Here is an 18,110-nt window from a genome sequence, read left to right on the forward strand (position 1 = left end):
CTCAGTTCCCCTGCCCTTCATTAAAGAGCTCGTCAACGATGCGGTATTCGGCACTGCGCGCGTGCGCGGTCAGCGACTCGCCACGGGCCAGCACGGAAGCGGTTTTACCCAGTTCCGACGCACCCTGCTCGGAGCAGAAGATGATCGACGAACGTTTCTGGAAGTCGTACACGCCCAGCGGCGAGGAGAAGCGCGCGGTGCCGGAAGTTGGCAACACGTGGTTCGGACCGGCGCAGTAGTCGCCCAAGGCTTCGGAGGTGTGACGGCCCATGAAGATCGCGCCAGCGTGGCGAATCTTCGGCAGCCAGGCCTGCGGATCAGCAACGGACAACTCAAGGTGTTCCGGCGCGATGCGGTTGGCCACTTCGATGGCTTGGTCCATGTCACGAACCTTGATCAGCGCACCACGGCCATTGATCGACGTTTCGATGATCTCGGCACGCTCCATGGTCGGCAGCAGTTTGGCGATGCTGGCGGCGACCTTGTCGAGGAACTCGGCGTCCGGGCTGACCAGAATCGCCTGGGCGTCTTCGTCGTGCTCGGCCTGAGAGAACAGGTCCATGGCGATCCAGTCCGGATCGGTATGGCCGTCGCACACCACGAGGATTTCCGACGGGCCAGCGATCATGTCGATGCCGACCTGGCCGAACACGTGGCGCTTGGCCGTGGCGACGTAGATGTTGCCAGGGCCGACCACCTTGTCGACCTTCGGCACGCTTTCGGTGCCGTAAGCCAACGCGGCAACCGCTTGCGCGCCGCCAATGGTGAAGACGCGGTCGACACCGGCGATGCAGGCCGCGGCCAGCACCAGTTCATTGATTTCACCGCGCGGGGTCGGCACCACCATGACCACTTCGGTCACACCGGCGACCTTTGCCGGAATCGCGTTCATCAGCACCGAGGATGGGTACGATGCCTTGCCGCCCGGGACGTATAGGCCGGCTCGATCCAGCGGCGTGACTTTCTGGCCCAGCACCGTGCCGTCGGCTTCGGTGTAGCTCCAGGAATCCTGCTTCTGTTTTTCGTGGTAGCTGCGGACTCGGGTCGCGGCTTTTTCCAGCGCTTCGCGCTGAGGCACGGTGATCCGGGTCAGGGCCAGTTCCAGGCGTTCGCGCGGCAGGATCAGATCCGCCATGGACGCAACGTCCAGGCCGTCGAACTGCCGGGTGAAGTCCACCAGCGCCGCATCGCCACGCTCGCGCACGGCTTTGATGATGTCCAGCACTCGCTGATTGACCGAGTCGTCAGACACACTTTCCCAGCTCAGCAGATGATCCAGATGATGCGCGAAATCCGGGTCAGCAGCGTTGAGTCGGCGAATTGCAGTCGGTGCAGTCATAGCGAGAGCCTCATAGGATTGGCAAAAACTCAGGCGCCCTAACTTAGCAGTCGTTTCCGCTTGGGCACCTGAGAATTCTGGCTATGAGGCGGATAGACGGGCGCGACTTAACATCGCGCGGGTGAATCAGCCGCGGTGTCGAGACTCCACTGCCTTGCGCAGGGTGTCGATCAACGCCTGGATACGGGCGTGCTGCATTTTCATCGAAGCTTTGTTGACGATCAGCCGGGAGCTGATGTCGGCAATGAAATCCTGGGGTTCCAGGCCATTGGCACGCAAGGTGTTACCGGTGTCGACCACGTCGATGATCTTGTCCGCCAGACCGATCAGCGGCGCCAGCTCCATCGAGCCGTAAAGCTTGATAATGTCGACCTGACGGCCCTGCTCGGCGTAGTAACGCTTGGCAACGTTGACGAACTTGGTCGCAACGCGCAGACGGCCCTTGGGCTCGACGTCGCCGACACGGCCGGCGGTCATCAGCTTGCAGAGGGCAATTCGCAAGTCCAGCGGTTCGTACAGACCCTGGCCACCATATTCCATCAGCACATCTTTACCGGCGACGCCCAGGTCCGCGGCACCATGCTCGACGTAGGTCGGCACATCGGTGGCGCGCACGATCAGCAGACGTACGTCGGCCTGAGTCGTGGGGATGATCAGCTTGCGGCTCTTGTCCGGATTCTCGGTCGGCACAATGCCCGCTTCAGCCAGAAGCGGCAGGGTGTCGTCAAGGATGCGGCCCTTGGACAGTGCGATGGTCAACATGGGAAACGTCAGTCCTTATCAGGCTACTGATGCCCGGTCGCAAACGGCGCCGGACACACTTCGAGGGCTTTCTCAATAATGAAAAGACACCCTCGACTTGAAACGAAACCAACGGGCACGTCCCTGTGCCCATACAGCAGAAACTAACCCGGTACGCGGCGGATCTTGGCGCCGAGCATCTGCAGTTTCTCTTCGATGCACTCGTAACCACGGTCGATGTGGTAGATGCGGTCGATCAGGGTGTCGCCTTCGGCGATCAGCGCCGAGATCACCAGGCTGGCCGAGGCACGCAGGTCGGTGGCCATGACTGGCGCGCCCTTGAGTTTCTCGATGCCGGTGACGATGGCCGTGTTGCCCTCGACCTGAATGTGAGCGCCCATGCGGTGCAGTTCGTAAACGTGCATGAAGCGGTTTTCGAAGATCGTCTCGATCACTGCGCCCGTGCCTTCGGCAATGGCGTTGAGGGAGATGAACTGCGCTTGCATGTCCGTCGGGAACGCCGGGTACGGAGCAGTCCGCACGTTGACGGCTTTTGGCCGCTTGCCGTGCATGTTCAGCTCGATCCAGTCTTCGCCGCAGGTGATTTCAGCACCCGACTCGCGGAGCTTTTCCAGAACGGCTTCGAGGATCGTCGGATCGGTGTCCTTGACCTTCACACGACCGCCGGTCACGGCAGCGGCGACCAGGTAAGTTCCGGTTTCGATACGGTCCGGCATCACTTTGTAAGTGGTCGGGTGCAGACGCTCAACGCCATCGATGGTGATGGTGTCGGTGCCGGCGCCAGTAATCTTGGCACCCATGGCGATCAGGAAGTTCGCCAGGTCGACGACTTCAGGCTCGCGCGCGGCGTTGGCCAGAACGCTGCGGCCCTTGGCCAGAGCGGCGGCCATCATGATGTTTTCGGTACCGGTTACGCTGACGGTGTCGAAGAAGAAGTGCGCACCGCGCAAGCCGCCTTCTGGCGCCTTGGCCTTGATGTAGCCGCCTTCGACGTCGATGACCGCGCCCATGGCTTCGAGACCGCGGATGTGCAGGTCAACCGGACGCGAGCCGATGGCGCAACCGCCAGGCAGTGCGACTTCGGCTTCACCGAAGCGGGCAACCATCGGGCCCAGCACCAGGATCGACGCACGCATGGTTTTCACCAGTTCGTACGGTGCGATCAGGGTCTTGATGGTGCGCGGGTCGATTTCGACGCTGAGCTTCTCGTCGATCACCGGCTCGATACCCATGCGACCGAACAGCTCGATCATGGTGGTGATGTCGTGCAGGTGCGGCAGGTTGGCAACGGTTACCGGGCCATCGCACAGCAGGGTTGCAGCCAGGATCGGCAGGGCAGAGTTCTTTGCCCCGGAGATGCGGATTTCGCCATCAAGACGAACGCCGCCAGTAATAATCAATTTATCCATAAGAATCTCGACGCCCTTGGGCTCAGGTGCGCTCGGCCCAGGCCGCGCTGCTGAAAAATTTCATAGTGACCGCATGGATGCTGCCATCGGTGATCCATGGGTTCAAATGGGCATAGATCTGCTGCTGACGCTTCACCGGGCTCAACGCCGCCAGTTCATCGCTAATCACGTTCAGCTGAAAGTTGCAGCCTTCGCCCTCAACTTCTACGTGCGTTCCGGGCAGCTTTCCTTCAAGGAAGCTCTTCACTTCTACGGCCTGCATGCTCAACCTCAATCGGCGCCCTGTGCGCGCGGGTCGGACATCATACAAAAAAGCCCCGCGCCTGCGAACCCCGCGAAGCAGGACTCTGACGGGGGGCTTCTTTATAGATGCGGTTAGGGATGCGCCAACAGCTCGGTCAATTCACTGACCTGAGCGATTTCGCGCATGTCTTCTGGCATCCCGCGGATGGTCAGCGCCTTACCGGCCGCCTCAGCATCGCGCATGAAACACAGCAGCAGGGACAAGCCCACGCTGCTGGACTTCAACACTGCCGAACAATCGACCACCACTTCGGCAGCCTGGCTGGACTTGATCAACGCCTGCCCCTGCTTGCGCAGACCAGGGCCGGTGCGGTAATCCAGCATGCCGCTAAGCCGCAGTTCGCCGGAATCGCTCATGCGAATGGCCGACACACTCATTGGATCGACTTCTCGGTGGCGTCTGCAGTTTTTTCCTTGGCCTTGGCGACTTCCCCGGCCCAACCGTTGATGGTCTTGTCCAGGTCATTGCCATTGCGCTGCATCGCGTCAGCGAACTGATCGCGGAACAGCTTGCCGATGTTGATACCGTTGATGATCACATTACGCAGTTTCCACTCGCCACTGATCTTCTCGAGTGTGTACGACACGGGATAGATCGAGCCGTTGGTGCCTTTGACCGTCATGGCAACGCTGGTACGGTCTCCCGACTCATCCTTGGCAGGGTCGACGGTGATGCCCTGGTTGTTGAACTCGAGCAAGGCGTTGCCATAGAACTGGAACAGACCCTTTTTGAAGTTTTCTTCAAAGGTTTTCATCTGCGCAGGCGTGGCTTTGCGTGAGTACTTGACCGTCATGATGCTTTTGGAAATGCCCTCGGCATCCACGACCGGCCCGACGATGGTGTTCAGCGCCGTGTAAAAGTCTTGCGGGTCCTGCTTGTACTTCTCTTTGTTGGCCGCCAGGTCGGCCAGCAACCGAGTGGTGGTGTCCTGCACGATTTCGTGCGCTGAGGGCGCTGCCACGGCGTTAGCCATCAGCGGCAGGGCCGAGAGTAATACCAACAGGCCACGTCGCAAGGTAGAGATCATTCAAAAGCTCCTCATTTGGCGTCTTTGCTAACGGTATTGAGCAGAAATTTACCGATCAGGTCCTCGAGCACCAGCGACGACTGGGTGTCGTGGATGGTTGAACCATCCTTGAGCAAGGTTTCTTCCCCGCCCACGCTGATACCGATGTACTTCTCGCCCAACAGGCCAGCGGTCAGGATAGATGCAGTGGAGTCAGTCGGCAGGTTATCTACGCGCTTTTCCAGCTGCATGGTCACTCGACCGGTGAAACTGTCGCGGTCCAGATCGATCGCCGTAACCTTGCCGATGGTCACACCGGCCATGGTCACTTTAGCTCTGACAGTCAAACCAGCGATATTGTCGAAATACGCATAAGTTTTATAAGTATCGGTGGTTGCACTCGGGGACAGGCCACTCACCCGCAACGCCAGCAACAGCAAAGCCAGGATGCCAGCCAGCAAGAAAAGGCCGACACCAATTTCCAGGGTGCGGTTTTGCATCAGAAATCTCCAAACATCAAGGCGGTCAGAATAAAGTCCAGGCCGAGTACAGCCAAAGAGGCATACACCACGGTCTTGGTAGTGGCACGACTGATCCCCTCGGAAGTGGGCTCGCAGTCATAGCCTTGGAATACGGCGATCCAGGTCACGACGAAGGCGAAAACGATGCTTTTGATGATGCCGTTGAGCACATCGTCAGCAAAGGTCACGCTGTTCTGCATGTTGGACCAGTAGGAACCTTCATAGACACCCAGCCAGTCGACGGCCACCCACGAACCGCCCCAGATACCCACCACGCTGAAAATCATCGCCAGCACCGGCAGCGAAATGAAGCCGGCCCACAGGCGCGGAGCAATGATGTACTTGAGCGGGTCGACGCCAATCATTTCCAGACTGGACAACTGTTCGGTGGACTTCATGTTGCCGATTTCGGCGGTCAACGCCGAACCTGCGCGACCGGCGAACAGCAATGCCGTGACCACGGGGCCGAGTTCACGCAACAGCGTCAGCGCAACCATCTGCCCGACCGCCTGCTCCGAACCGTAGCTGGACAGAATGTTGAAGCCTTGCAGCGCCAGCACCATGCCGATGAACACCCCGGAGACCACAATGATCACCAGGGACATTACGCCCACCGAATGCAGTTGCTTGATCAGCAGGCCAAAACCGCCGCCGATACCACCGCGGCCGAGCAAGGCGTGAAACAGGAAAATCGCCGAACGCCCGAACACCGCCAGCACATCGATGCCGGCATGGCCGAATCGACGCACGCGTTCCAATAGTGAAATCTTGCGCATCAACGCTTCCCCAGAAGATCTGCGCGGTAATCCGTCGCTGGAAAGTGGTATGCGACCGGACCGTCGGGATCGCCGGTCATGAATTGACGAATACGCGGTTCCTGCGAGTTCATCAGCTCCTCGGGAGTGCCCTGCCCCAACACTTGCCCGTCGCCCACCACATAAATGTAATCGGCAATGCTGGCGGTCTCGGCCAGATCATGGGAGACCACGATACTGGTGATGCCCAGCGCATCGTTGAGCAAACGGATCAGGCGCACCAACACGCCCATGGCGATTGGGTCCTGGCCGACGAAGGGTTCGTCATACATGAGGATCTGCGGATCGAGGGCAATCGCCCGCGCCAGCGCGACACGGCGCTTCATGCCACCGGACAGTTCGTCGGGCATCAGGTCGATGGCGCCACGCAAGCCCACGGCCTGCAATTTGAGCAGGACGATGTCACGGATCATTTCTTCCGGCAGCTCGGTATGAACGCGCAGCGGAAAGGCGACGTTCTCGAACACATCGAGGTCGGTAAACAGCGCGCCGCTCTGGAACAGCACGCCCATGTGCTTGCGCGCATCGAACAAATCGCTGCGCGACAGCTTCGGCAGGTTCTGGCCATTGACCCAGACCTCGCCCTTGGTGGGCCGCAACTGTGCGCCCATCAACCGCAACAGCGTGGTCTTGCCACACCCGGAAGGCCCCATGATGCCGGTGACCTTGCCGCGCGGGATACGGATATCGACGTTATTGAAAATGCTGCGCGCACCGCGCTTGAAGGACAGTCCCTTCAGCTCGACCGCGTAGGCGTTATCGGCACTCATCTAAACTCCTTGCGATGCAGCCTCACACTCGGACGCCTGGCTTCCTGACGAAAGCACATACCTCCCCGGGCAGGCCGAACTGGCGGCGAACTATATCACTGCAAAGGCCAAGCGCCCAAGGCCCAAGCCGGCCCATGTTCAGCAACATGACAGGCAAAAAGCCTCGTCCGGAGGGGATTAGGTAACAGGGAATGACAAAGCGTGACGAACTTGCGTGAGGGTTTTGATCATTACCGCTATAATCGCCGCCTTTTCATCAGGCTATACGATTTCTGACATGAGCCAATCCAGCGACCTGATTCAATCTGCACAACGCACCATCCGCCTCGAACTGGAAGCCGTCCAAGGCTTGCTGCCCCATATCGACGCAGATTTCGTACGCGCTTGCGAGATGATTCTGGACAGCAAAGGCCGCGTGGTCGTGGTCGGCATGGGCAAATCGGGGCACATCGGCAACAAGATCGCCGCCACCCTGGCCAGCACCGGCACCACGGCGTTTTTTGTGCACCCGGCCGAAGCCAGTCACGGCGACATGGGCATGATCACTCGCGACGACATCATCCTGGCCCTGTCGAACTCCGGCTCCACCAATGAAATCGTCACCCTGCTGCCCCTGATCAAGCGTCTGGGCATCAAATTGATCAGCATGACCGGCAATCCGGACTCGGCGCTGGCCAAGGCTGCCGAGGTCAATCTCAACGTCCACGTCGAGCACGAAGCCTGCCCGCTGAACCTGGCACCGACCTCGTCGACCACCGCCGCGCTGGTCATGGGCGATGCCCTGGCCGTTGCACTGCTGGAAGCCCGCGGCTTTACCGCTGAAGATTTCGCCTTTTCCCATCCAGGCGGAGCGCTGGGCCGACGCCTGCTGCTGAAAGTCGAAAACGTCATGCACGCTGGTCAAGAGCTGCCGCAGGTTCAGCGCGGCACGCTGCTCAAGGACGCGCTGATGGAAATGACCCGCAAGGGCCTGGGCATGACCGTGATCCTGGAAGCCGACGGCAAACTGGCCGGAATCTTCACCGACGGTGATTTGCGCCGCACACTGGACCGCAGCATCGATATCCACAGCGCCACCATCGATCAGGTCATGACCGCGCACGGCAAAACCGCTCGCGCCGAGATGCTCGCCGCCGAAGCCCTGAAAATCATGGAAGACCACAAGATCAACGCACTGGTCGTGGTCGACAGCGAAGACCGCCCGGTCGGCGCCTTGAACATGCACGACTTGCTGCGTGCGGGAGTAATGTAATGAGCACGGACCTGCTGCAACGCGGCAAACAGATCAAACTCGCGGTGTTCGACGTCGATGGCGTGCTGACCGACGGGCGCCTGTACTTCCTCGAAGACGGCAGCGAATTCAAGACGTTCAGCACCCTCGACGGCCAAGGCATCAAGATGTTGATGGCAGCCGGCGTGCAGACAGCTATCATCAGCGGCCGCAAGACCCCGGTGGTCGAACGTCGAGCGAAGAATCTCGGCATTCCTCATCTTTACCAGGGGCGCGAAGACAAACTGGTGGTGCTCGACGAACTTCTGGCTCAGCTCAACCTAAGCTATGAGCAGGTCGCCTATCTGGGCGACGACTTGCCGGACCTGCCGGTGATTCGGCGTGTTGGCCTGGGCATGGCCGTAGCAAACGCCGCCAGCTTCGTGCGTGAACACGCCCATGGCATCACCCACGCCCGTGGTGGCGAGGGTGCCGCTCGCGAATTCTGTGAATTGATCCTGCGCGCCCAGGGCCGCCTCGATGCGGCCAACGCCGCGTACCTGTGAGCCCATTATGCTGAGCAAAAAGATTCGTAACATCCTGGTGTTCGGCTGCATCGCGGCGCTGTTTGCCGCGGTCGGCTACTGGAACATAAGCCCGGAACGCTTCCTCGACAAACCGGTGGTCAAGGTCGATGAAAGCGCGATCGACTATTACGCCCTCAACGCCCACAGCGTGCAGTACCTGCCGGACGGCAAATTGCAGTACGAAATGACGTCCGACAAGGTCGAACACCTGAAAGTGAGCGAGGTGACGTTGCTGACCAATCCCGACCTGAACATGTTTCGTGGCACCGAGTTTCCCTGGCACGTCCAGAGCGAGCACGGCGAAGTCAACCCGGACGGCACTCAGGTCGAGCTGATCGACTCGGTACGCATCACGCGTTTCGACGAGAAAAACCGCAAAACCCTGATTACCACCACCCGAATGACAGTGTTCCCGCAGCAACAATATGCGCAGACCGATCAACCCGTTAGAATCGACGGCGCTGGCGGTGTATCGACAGGCAACGGAATGAAAGCGTATTTGAAAGAAAGCAGGATACACCTGCTATCGAACGTAAGAGGACAGTATGAGGCTCGTTAAAACTCTCCCTATTTTGCTCAGTCTGGGCGCAGCACTGGGAAGCGTGAGCGCCTGGGCTCTGCCGAACGATCAAGAGCAGCCTATCCGCATTCAGGCCGACGACGCCCAACTGGACGACAAGAATGGCGTTGCCACCTATAAGGGTGACGTGATCATTACTCAGGGCTCGATGAAGGTCACCGGCAACACCGTGACCATCACCCGCACCGCGGCTGGCGACATCGACGTGGTGACTTCGGTGGGCAACCTCGCCTACTTCGAGCAACTGCAAACTGCCGGTGACACCAAGCCTGTCCAGGGTTGGGGGGTGACTATCCAGTACCACGCCTCGCAGAATCGCGTTGTGCTGATCGACAAGGCGAAAGTCATCGATAAGGACAACAACACCACCCAAGGCGAGAAAATCGTCTACGACACCGAGAAAAAGCTTGCGAGCGCCGGGCGTGCTACGGGCAGCAAGGTCACTGAGTCGCGTCCGCGCATCGACATGGTGATCCAGCCCAAGCCGAAAACCGACGAGAAAAAGGCCCCGTAATGGCAACTCTGAAAGCTCAGCATCTGGCCAAGAGCTACAAGAGCCGCCAGGTCGTGCGTGACGTCAGCCTGTCCATCGACAGCGGTCAGATCGTCGGCCTGCTGGGCCCTAACGGCGCCGGCAAGACCACCTGTTTCTACATGATCGTCGGCCTGGTGCAGGCCGATCAGGGTCGCGTATTGATCGACGACCTGGACGTCAGCCACCAGCCGATGCACGGTCGAGCAAAGGCCGGCATCGGCTATCTTCCGCAGGAAGCGTCGATCTTCCGCAAACTGTCGGTGGCCGACAACATCATGGCCATCCTCGAGACTCGCAAGGAACTCGACAAGGCCGATCGTCGCAAGGAGCTGGAAAGCCTGCTGCAGGAATTCCACATCAGCCACATCCGCGACAACCTCGGCATGAGCCTGTCCGGTGGTGAACGCCGCCGCGTGGAAATTGCACGGGCATTGGCCACCAACCCGAAATTCATCCTGCTCGACGAACCTTTCGCCGGCGTGGACCCGATTTCGGTGGGCGACATCAAACAGATCATCTACCACCTCAAGGCCAAAGGCATTGGCGTGCTGATCACCGACCACAACGTCCGTGAAACCCTGGACATCTGCGAAACCGCCTACATCGTCAACGATGGCCAGCTGATCGCCGAAGGTGACTCCGCCACCATCTTGGCCAACGAACTGGTCAAGGAAGTGTACCTGGGCCATGAGTTCCGCCTTTAAGCACTGAGGTGTCTGGCTGATTGTCCGGGCGCTCGTCTCGATAAAAAATCAATACTTTTTTATTGTTACAGCGCTCTAGGCAAACGCTGCAGTTTCGGGCATATAATTTGCTTATGTTTGGCGCTCCGGCGCCCTGTAGTGGATGGCGCATGTGCGCCGGCGAATAAGGTGTTAAGCCCCTGCCATGAAACCATCGCTAGTCTTGAGAATGGGCCAGCAGCTGACGATGACACCGCAGCTGCAACAGGCCATCCGCCTGCTCCAATTGTCGACCCTGGACCTGCAACAGGAAATCCAGGAGGCCCTGGAGTCCAATCCGATGCTCGAACGCCAGGAAGAAGGCGACGACTTCGATAACGCCGACCCCTTGGCCGACAAAGCCGAACAACTACCCAACGCCGATGTTTCGGAACCCTCCTACCAGGAAACCGCCCCGACGGTGGATAACCTCGAGGAAGGTGACTGGAACGAGCGCATTCCCAACGAACTGCCCGTCGATACCGCGTGGGAAGACGTCTACCAGACCAGTGCCAGCAGCCTGCCGAGCAACGATGACGACGAGTGGGACTTCACCACCCGCACATCGGCCGGCGAAAGCCTGCAAAGTCATTTGCTATGGCAACTGAACCTGGCACCGATGTCCGACACCGATCGCCTGATCGCCGTGACCCTGATCGACTGCATCAACAATCAGGGCTACCTGGACGAAACCCTCGAGGAAATTCTCGAGGCCTTCGATCCGGAACTGGACATCGAACTGGACGAAATCGAAGCCGTCCTGCACCGCATCCAGCAATTCGAACCGGCCGGCATAGGCGCCCGCAACCTGGGCGAATGCCTGCTGCTGCAACTGCGCCAACTGCCTGCCAAGACACCTTGGCTGGCCGAAGCCAAACGTCTGGTCACCGACTACATCGACCTGCTCGGCAGCCGCGACTACAGCCAGCTGATGCGCCGCATGAAGCTCAAGGAAGATGAACTGCGCCAGGTGATCGAGCTGGTGCAGAGCCTCAACCCTCGTCCGGGCTCGCAGATCGAGTCCAGCGAAGCCGAGTACGTTGTCCCTGACGTGATCGTGCGCAAGGATAACGAGCGCTGGCTGGTCGAACTGAACCAGGAATCGGTGCCACGGCTGCGGGTCAACGCCCAGTACGCCGGTTTTGTACGCCGCGCCGACACCAGCGCCGACAACACCTTCATGCGCAATCAGTTGCAAGAGGCTCGCTGGTTTATCAAGAGCCTGCAAAGCCGCAACGAAACACTGATGAAAGTGGCCACCCAGATTGTCGAGCACCAGCGCGGCTTCCTGGAGTACGGCGACGAAGCGATGAAACCGCTGGTGCTGCATGACATCGCCGAAGCGGTGGGGATGCATGAGTCGACGATTTCGCGGGTGACCACGCAGAAATTCATGCATACCCCTCGGGGCATATATGAACTGAAATACTTTTTCTCCAGCCACGTCAGCACTTCCGAAGGCGGTGAATGCTCGTCCACAGCGATCCGCGCGATCATCAAAAAACTGGTTGCCGCGGAAAATCAGAAAAAGCCGTTGAGTGACAGCAAGATCGCTGGTTTACTGGAGGCACAAGGCATTCAGGTGGCTCGCCGCACCGTCGCCAAGTACCGCGAATCCCTCGGGATCGCGCCTTCGAGCGAACGCAAGCGGTTGATGTAGAGCCACGCCACAGCGTTCCAGTGGCAGGCATTTCTGCCTGCCGCTTTATGCACTGGCAACGAAGGAGAAGCTGTATGCAAGTCAACATCAGTGGACACCAACTGGAAGTGACCGAACCCCTGCGCGCCTACATCGGCGAAAAACTCGACCGATTAGAGAGGCACTTCGACAAGATCACCAACGTGCAAGTCACGATGACCGTCGAAAAGCTGCTGCAGAAAATCGAAGCCACGTTGCATTTCCCCGGCGGAGAAGCGGTCGCCAATGCCGAACACTCAGACATGTATGCGGCTATCGATCTGTTGACCGACAAGCTGGATCGCCAACTCAAAAAGCATAAGGAAAAGACCCAGCGTGTCCTTCAGGGCGCAACCGGTCGTTAACACTCCCCACCCATGATCCGACTTGAAAGTATCCTGACCCCCGGCCGTTCTCTTGTGAACGTGCCGGGCGGCAGTAAAAAGAAAGCCCTCGAGCAAATTGCCAACCTTATCCATAAAGAAGTACCGGATCTGGAGATGCAAGATGTCTTCGAGGCTCTGATCGCCCGTGAAAAACTTGGCTCGACCGGTTTTGGAAACGGCATCGCCATCCCCCACTGTCGTCTCAAGGGTTGTAACTCGCCCATCAGTGCCTTGATGCACCTGGACGCCCCCATCGATTTCGACGCCATCGACGGCGCCCCGGTTGACCTGCTGTTCGTTCTGCTGGTCCCGCAAGCCGCCACCGATGCGCACCTGGAGCTACTGCGCCAGATCGCCAGCATGCTCGATCGCAAGGAAGTGCGCGAAAAACTGCGCAGCGCCCCGAGCAATGAAGCCTTGTATCAGGTTGTCCTGGACGAGCAAAACGGTCAGTAATCATGCGCTTGATCATTGTCAGTGGCCGTTCCGGCTCAGGTAAAAGTACCGCACTCGATGTTCTCGAGGACAACGGCTACTACTGCATCGACAACCTGCCTGCCGGATTGCTGCCGGAACTGGCCGAGCGCGCACTGATTCATACCGAGCTGGCGCAACCGCTGGTTGCTGTATCCATCGATGCGCGCAACCTGCCGAGTCATCTATCGCGGTTTCCGGAGCTGCTGGAAGAAGTCCGCAGCCGGCACATCAAATGTGATGTGCTGTATCTGGACGCCGATGAAGAAACATTGCTCAAACGCTTCTCGGAAACCCGTCGTCGCCACCCTCTGAGCAACGCCAATCGCTCACTGGCCGAGGCGATTCAGGACGAGACCCAGTTGCTGGGCCCCATCGCCGACCTGGCCGACCTCAAGGTCAACACCACCAACCTGAACCTGTATCAGCTGCGCGATACCATCAAGCTGCGTCTGCTGAACCAGCCGGAAGCCGGCACTGCATTCCTGGTGGAGTCATTCGGGTTCAAGCGTGGCATGCCGGTGGACGCGGACCTGGTGTTCGATGTGCGCTGCCTGCCCAACCCTTACTGGAAGCCGGAACTGCGCGATCAGTCCGGGCTTGATCAACCGGTGGCCGAGTATCTGGCGGCACAACCGGACGTCGAAGAGATGTTCCAGGATATTTCCACGTACCTGCTCAAGTGGTTGCCGCGCTTTGCCGCCAGCAACCGCGCTTATGTCACCATTGCCATTGGCTGCACCGGCGGGCATCACCGCTCCGTCTACCTGACCGAACGTCTGGGCCAGGTCCTGCAACAATCCCTGAAGAACGTCCAGGTTCGCCACCGCGACCTCAGCTAAAGGATTCACATCGCGATGCCTGCTCTGGAAATCGAAATCATCAACAAGCTGGGCCTGCATGCCCGTGCTTCGGCAAAATTCGTTGGCGTTGCCGGTGAGTTCAAGGACTGCACGATCCGGGTCGGACGTACTCCCGAGGCCATGGTAGACGGTAAAAGCATCATGGCCATGATGATGCTCGCCGCCGGCAAGGGAACGATAATTCACCTAAGCACCGAAGGTGAGCAGGCTGACGAGGCCTTGCAGGCTTTGGTCGACTTGATCAATGACTACTTCGGCGAAGGTGGTTAAACACTCGCCTAGGCCAACGCCGTATCCATCACCATCATCAAACAAAACCCGATCAGCAACCCAAGGCTCGCCAGCTTGTCGTGACCATTGCGCCGCGACTCCGGGATGATTTCATGGGTAACCACCAGCAGCATCGCTCCCGCCGCCAGTGCCAACCCCAACGGCAACAGCAATTCGGCCAGGCTTACCAGCCAGGCGCACAACAGGGCGAAGACCGGCTCGACCAGACCTGATGCGGCACCGATCAGGAACGCCTTCACCCGCGACATACCCGCCCCTGCCAGTACCAGCGCGATCACCAGACCTTCCGGTACATCTTGCAACGCAATGCCCATGGCCAGGCTGTCAGCATCCGGCATTCCACCACCGGCCGAGACGCCGACGGCCATGCCTTCAGGAATGTTGTGGGCAATGATGGCAAACACAAACAACCAGATCCGTGGCGGGATGACCGGCCGCTCCAGCGTTCCGACGAGCATTTCAGGCGAAGCGCCAGACACCTTTCGGTCCACCAGAAACAACCCGAACGCGCCGAGCATGATGCCAAAGCTGATCAGGCCGCTGGCCGCCCAAGGCGTCAGCCCCAGGCTTTCAGCGGCGGAAATACCCGGAACGATCAGCGAAAATGCCGTCGCCGCCAGCATGACCCCGGCACCGAAACCGAGCAGCGTATCGCTGACCGCCTGCGGCATCCGCCGAATCACCAGCACCGGCACCGCGCCCAACGCAGTACCCAAGGCACAAATCGCCCCGCCCTGCAGCGCGCGCAGCAGTTTTGGTTCGAGATCGAGCCACGCCAGCCCATGGGCGACCAACAGCGTCATGCCCGCCAGCAGCAACAGCGATCCCAACGCGTAACGAAACATTCGTCCGCTTCCGCTCGCCAGTGTTTCAGTGCCCATAGTCAGCCTTGGATTGTTTTTATAGAGGACTTAAACCAGCGCAGCCTGATAACGCGCAGCGACTTCGGGCCAATTGATGACGTTGTAGAACGCGTTGATGTATTCCGGACGGCGGTTCTGGTATTGCAGGTAGTAGGCGTGCTCCCAGACATCCAGGCCGAGAATTGGCGTATTGCCATTCATCAACGGGCTGTCCTGGTTACCGCTACTTTCCACGATCAGGGTCTTTTTCGGCGTGACACTCAACCAGGCCCAGCCACTGCCGAAGCGGGTCAGCGCGGCTTTGGTGAAGGCTTCCTTGAAACTGTCCAGACCACCCAGTTGCTCATCAATCGCCGTGGCCAGCGCACCTTCCGGTTTGCCACCGCCGTGCGGCGCCATCACTTCCCAGAACAACGAATGGTTGGCATGGCCGCCGCCCTGATTGATCACCGCCGCGCGGAGTTTTTCCGGCAGTTGCTGGACGCTGGCGACCAGTTTTTCCACCGACCACTCGGCAAACTCGGTGCCTTCGACCGCGGCGTTGAGATTATTGATGTAGGTCTGGTGGTGCTTGGTGTAGTGGATCTCCATGGTCTGCGCATCGATGTGCGGTTCCAGGGCATCGTAAGCGTAAGGCAAGGCGGGCAAGGTAAAAGCCATTTCAATGGACTCCATGATGTAGAGGCGCAGGCGATGCGGTATCGGTGTGCAGCAAACGGTGTGTGCGCGGGTATTCGCCATGCTCGCTGATGAAATTCAGCAGCTCGACATAGGTTTTGCTGCTTTGACGCAACGCGGCTTCGCGCAGGGCCGGGGCCAGGCGCGGGTCCTGCATGGTCTGCAATAACCGCTGATGGATCGCGCACAAATACTCGGCGCTCTCCTCCGGCTGGTTAAGACGCAAATGCAGGTCTGCCAGGTTGTGGTGGGAAATCACGCAGGCCGCCACCGCTTCGTCGGCATCCGCCCAGCGCTCGAACAACACCTGGGCCAACGCCAGGGCCTGCAAGTAAGCCTCGCGGGCATCGACGAGTTCGCCCAGCATGAAATGGCGATTAGCCCTTTCGATCGTGCGTTTCCAGTGCTCCATGGTGAGCCTCCAAAGCGGTAGCGGTGATTACACGCCACCTGCGGTGAGCTTCTCTGGGTTGAGTAATTCTTCCAGTTGGCTGCGCGTCAGGTCCGTGTGTTCCAGGGCGACATCAATCACCGGTCGGCCCTGCTGATAGGCCTTCTTGGCGATTTCAGCGGCTTTTTGGTAACCAATGATCGGGTTGAGTGCGGTCACCAGAATCGGATTGCGCGACAGCGCCTCTTTAATTCGCGCCTCATTGACCTTGAAGCTGGCGATGGCCTTTTCACCCAACAGATGACTGGCGTTGGCCAGCAGTTCGATGCTGCTCAGCAGGTTCTGCGCGATGATCGGCAGCATCACGTTCAATTCGAAATTGCCCGACTGACCGGCGATGGTGATGACGGTGTCATTGCCGATCACCTGGGCGGCGACCATGGCGGTGGCTTCCGGGATGACCGGGTTGACCTTGCCGGGCATGATCGAAGAACCCGGCTGCAAGGCTTCGAGTTCGATTTCGCCGAGGCCGGCCAGCGGGCCGGAGTTCATCCAGCGCAGATCGTTGGCGATTTTCATCAACGAAACCGCTGTCGCTTTAAGCTGTCCGGAGACCGCAACTGCGGTGTCCTGGGAGCCGATCAGCGCAAACAGATCCTTGCCCGGCGTGAATTGAACGTGGGTCAGCTCGCTCAACTGTTGGCTGAAACGCGCAGCGAATTGCGGATGCGCATTGACCCCGGTGCCCACCGCCGTGCCGCCCTGAGCCAGGGATTGCAGGCTCGGCAGCAAGTCCTGCAAATGGCCGATGTTGGCCTTGAGCTGTTGCGCCCAGCCATTGAGCACCTGGCTCATGCGCACGGGCATGGCGTCCATCAAGTGCGTGCGACCGGTTTTGACGTGGTGATGAACCTCTTCAGCCTTGTGCTCGATCACCTGCACCAGACGCACCAGCGCCGGCAGCAGTTGCTCGTGCAACGCCAGTGCGGCGCTGACATGGATGGTGGTCGGGATGATGTCGTTGCTGCTTTGGCCGCAATTCACGTGGTCGTTCGGGTTCACCGGCTCGCCGAGCAGACGGCTGGCCAGGGTGGCAATCACTTCATTGGCGTTCATGTTGGAACTGGTGCCGGATCCGGTCTGGAAGATGTCCACAGGAAAATGCTGCATGAAGTCGCCCTGAAGCAGACCCAATGACGCATCGACGATGGCCTTGCCCTGCGACTCGCTGATTTGCTTGAGCTCGACGTTGGCTTGGGCGGCGGCAGCCTTGGCCAGAATCAACGCGCGGATGAACTGCACCGGCATCGGCTTGCCGCTGATCGGGAAGTTATCCACTGCGCGCTGGGTCTGCGCGCCATAGAGCGCATCCACCGGGACCTGAAGCTCGCCCATGCTGTCGCGCTCAATACGAGTCTTGTTCATCAGAAAATCCTTGCACCAGTTCTATGAGAGGAATCGAGGGTTGCAACTCGCAGGTCGCCAGTTGCCAGGTGTAGCTTTGCCAGCGCTTGAGGCGGCATTTGCACAGAGAGAGGCGTTCCAGATCGCGCAAAGGACGCCAGGCCTGGTCCAGGCAGTAAGTCCGCCAATGCCAGGGCAGCGCGACATCGGCGGCCGTGTCGAGCAACAAACGGAAAGATGTTTCGGCGATGGTCCAGGCAGAGGTGGCCGTGCAGCACGCCAGATACCGGCCTTCAGCCAGGTAATGTTCGATCAGGCGCGGTTCATCGGGGTCCATCGCGCAACGGATCTGGCGACTCATCCAGCGCCAGCTTTTGAGGTAAGGCATCTCGTGCAAGGCAGAACTCATGATCCGGGCCCATTCGGTAATGAGATTTATTATTAGATGATAATGAGAACCAACACAACCCCGAGAGCATTAGCGAGATTTAGTGTGGGAGCGGGCTTGCTCGCGAAGGGGTC

At 59.3% G+C, this 18,110-nt stretch carries 24 protein-coding genes; 10 read left to right on the plus strand and 14 right to left on the minus strand.

What is annotated here, in order from left to right:
* Window position 1 precedes the first annotated feature (1 nt).
* The 9 genes from hisD to EYC95_RS15830 form a co-directional block, all read right to left on the minus strand.
* Window positions 2-1,339 (minus strand): histidinol dehydrogenase, encoded by a 1,338-nt coding sequence (gene hisD, locus EYC95_RS15790; RefSeq protein WP_131061196.1) that lies wholly within the window; start codon window positions 1,337-1,339, stop codon window positions 2-4.
* Window positions 1,340-1,465: 126 nt separating this feature from the next.
* Window positions 1,466-2,101, minus strand: a complete 636-nt coding sequence (gene hisG, locus EYC95_RS15795) for an ATP phosphoribosyltransferase (RefSeq protein ID WP_007901570.1) — start codon at window positions 2,099-2,101, stop codon at window positions 1,466-1,468.
* Between the two features lie 143 nt (window positions 2,102-2,244).
* Complete coding sequence (murA, locus tag EYC95_RS15800) at window positions 2,245-3,510, minus strand: UDP-N-acetylglucosamine 1-carboxyvinyltransferase (RefSeq protein ID WP_131061197.1); 1,266 nt, start codon at window positions 3,508-3,510, stop codon at window positions 2,245-2,247.
* Between the two features lie 22 nt (window positions 3,511-3,532).
* A complete protein-coding gene (locus tag EYC95_RS15805; RefSeq protein WP_131061198.1) occupies window positions 3,533-3,772 on the minus strand; it encodes a BolA family protein in 240 nt (79 codons plus the stop codon).
* Between the two features lie 113 nt (window positions 3,773-3,885).
* Complete coding sequence (locus EYC95_RS15810) at window positions 3,886-4,191, minus strand: lipid asymmetry maintenance protein MlaB (protein WP_131061199.1); 306 nt, start codon at window positions 4,189-4,191, stop codon at window positions 3,886-3,888.
* Entirely contained in the window at window positions 4,188-4,841 is a 654-nt protein-coding gene (locus EYC95_RS15815; RefSeq protein ID WP_131061200.1) for a phospholipid-binding protein MlaC, read from the minus strand. Before EYC95_RS15815 ends, EYC95_RS15810 begins: the two co-directional genes overlap by 4 nt.
* An 11-nt stretch (window positions 4,842-4,852) precedes the next feature.
* Complete coding sequence (mlaD, locus tag EYC95_RS15820) at window positions 4,853-5,320, minus strand: outer membrane lipid asymmetry maintenance protein MlaD (protein WP_131061201.1); 468 nt, start codon at window positions 5,318-5,320, stop codon at window positions 4,853-4,855.
* Window positions 5,320-6,117, minus strand: a complete 798-nt coding sequence (mlaE, locus tag EYC95_RS15825; RefSeq protein WP_131061202.1) for a lipid asymmetry maintenance ABC transporter permease subunit MlaE — start codon at window positions 6,115-6,117, stop codon at window positions 5,320-5,322. Before mlaE ends, mlaD begins: the two co-directional genes overlap by 1 nt.
* On the minus strand, window positions 6,117-6,926 hold the full coding sequence (locus tag EYC95_RS15830; protein ID WP_131061203.1) for an ATP-binding cassette domain-containing protein: 810 nt from the start codon (window positions 6,924-6,926) through the stop codon (window positions 6,117-6,119). The genes mlaE and EYC95_RS15830 overlap by 1 nt, the downstream gene beginning before the upstream one ends.
* Window positions 6,927-7,203: 277 nt before the next feature.
* On the opposite strand from EYC95_RS15830, the gene EYC95_RS15835 reads away from it, so the two are divergent.
* From EYC95_RS15835 to EYC95_RS15880, 10 genes are all read left to right on the plus strand, one after another.
* The gene (locus tag EYC95_RS15835) at window positions 7,204-8,178 is read left to right on the plus strand and encodes a KpsF/GutQ family sugar-phosphate isomerase (protein ID WP_131061204.1); all 975 of its coding nucleotides are present in this window, start codon (window positions 7,204-7,206) and stop codon (window positions 8,176-8,178) included.
* Window positions 8,178-8,702, plus strand: coding sequence for an HAD family hydrolase (locus EYC95_RS15840; RefSeq protein ID WP_131061205.1), 525 nt, complete (start codon window positions 8,178-8,180; stop codon window positions 8,700-8,702). Before EYC95_RS15835 ends, EYC95_RS15840 begins: the two co-directional genes overlap by 1 nt.
* 7 nt (window positions 8,703-8,709) lie before the next feature.
* The gene (lptC, locus tag EYC95_RS15845) at window positions 8,710-9,282 is read left to right on the plus strand and encodes an LPS export ABC transporter periplasmic protein LptC (RefSeq protein WP_131061206.1); all 573 of its coding nucleotides are present in this window, start codon (window positions 8,710-8,712) and stop codon (window positions 9,280-9,282) included.
* On the plus strand, window positions 9,269-9,817 hold the full coding sequence (gene lptA, locus EYC95_RS15850) for a lipopolysaccharide transport periplasmic protein LptA (protein ID WP_131061207.1): 549 nt from the start codon (window positions 9,269-9,271) through the stop codon (window positions 9,815-9,817). Before lptC ends, lptA begins: the two co-directional genes overlap by 14 nt.
* Complete coding sequence (gene lptB, locus EYC95_RS15855) at window positions 9,817-10,542, plus strand: LPS export ABC transporter ATP-binding protein (RefSeq protein WP_109627985.1); 726 nt, start codon at window positions 9,817-9,819, stop codon at window positions 10,540-10,542. The genes lptA and lptB overlap by 1 nt, the downstream gene beginning before the upstream one ends.
* Before the next feature lie 184 nt (window positions 10,543-10,726).
* The gene (locus tag EYC95_RS15860) at window positions 10,727-12,220 is read left to right on the plus strand and encodes an RNA polymerase factor sigma-54 (protein WP_131061208.1); all 1,494 of its coding nucleotides are present in this window, start codon (window positions 10,727-10,729) and stop codon (window positions 12,218-12,220) included.
* 74 nt (window positions 12,221-12,294) lie between these two features.
* On the plus strand, window positions 12,295-12,603 hold the full coding sequence (gene hpf, locus EYC95_RS15865) for a ribosome hibernation-promoting factor, HPF/YfiA family (protein WP_131061209.1): 309 nt from the start codon (window positions 12,295-12,297) through the stop codon (window positions 12,601-12,603).
* Between the two features lie 12 nt (window positions 12,604-12,615).
* On the plus strand, window positions 12,616-13,080 hold the full coding sequence (gene ptsN, locus EYC95_RS15870; protein ID WP_131061210.1) for a PTS IIA-like nitrogen regulatory protein PtsN: 465 nt from the start codon (window positions 12,616-12,618) through the stop codon (window positions 13,078-13,080).
* A 2-nt stretch (window positions 13,081-13,082) separates the two neighbouring features.
* The gene (gene rapZ, locus EYC95_RS15875) at window positions 13,083-13,940 is read left to right on the plus strand and encodes an RNase adapter RapZ (protein WP_131061211.1); all 858 of its coding nucleotides are present in this window, start codon (window positions 13,083-13,085) and stop codon (window positions 13,938-13,940) included.
* Window positions 13,941-13,955: 15 nt separating this feature from the next.
* Entirely contained in the window at window positions 13,956-14,231 is a 276-nt protein-coding gene (locus tag EYC95_RS15880) for an HPr family phosphocarrier protein (RefSeq protein ID WP_131061212.1), read from the plus strand.
* Window positions 14,232-14,239: 8 nt separating this feature from the next.
* Here the strand turns inward: EYC95_RS15880 and EYC95_RS15885 are convergent, their stop codons facing one another.
* Genes EYC95_RS15885 through EYC95_RS15905 form a run of 5 tightly spaced genes read right to left on the minus strand, consistent with a single transcriptional unit; the run spans window position 14,240 to window position 17,997 of the window.
* Window positions 14,240-15,133 (minus strand): ZIP family metal transporter, encoded by an 894-nt coding sequence (locus EYC95_RS15885; RefSeq protein ID WP_131061213.1) that lies wholly within the window; start codon window positions 15,131-15,133, stop codon window positions 14,240-14,242.
* Window positions 15,134-15,163: 30 nt separating this feature from the next.
* The gene (locus EYC95_RS15890; RefSeq protein ID WP_131061214.1) at window positions 15,164-15,775 is read right to left on the minus strand and encodes a superoxide dismutase; all 612 of its coding nucleotides are present in this window, start codon (window positions 15,773-15,775) and stop codon (window positions 15,164-15,166) included.
* Between the two features lies 1 nt (window position 15,776).
* Window positions 15,777-16,205: a hypothetical protein gene (locus tag EYC95_RS15895; RefSeq protein WP_131061215.1), complete on the minus strand. Its 429-nt coding sequence runs from the start codon at window positions 16,203-16,205 to the stop codon at window positions 15,777-15,779.
* 27 nt (window positions 16,206-16,232) lie between these two features.
* Window positions 16,233-17,609: an aspartate ammonia-lyase gene (locus tag EYC95_RS15900; protein WP_131061216.1), complete on the minus strand. Its 1,377-nt coding sequence runs from the start codon at window positions 17,607-17,609 to the stop codon at window positions 16,233-16,235.
* On the minus strand, window positions 17,590-17,997 hold the full coding sequence (locus EYC95_RS15905) for a FagA protein (RefSeq protein WP_131061217.1): 408 nt from the start codon (window positions 17,995-17,997) through the stop codon (window positions 17,590-17,592). Before EYC95_RS15905 ends, EYC95_RS15900 begins: the two co-directional genes overlap by 20 nt.
* Between the last annotated feature and the right edge of the window lie 113 nt (window positions 17,998-18,110).

The sequence above is a fragment of the Pseudomonas sp. BGI-2 genome (assembly GCF_004310295.1).
Taxonomy (GTDB): domain Bacteria; phylum Pseudomonadota; class Gammaproteobacteria; order Pseudomonadales; family Pseudomonadaceae; genus Aquipseudomonas.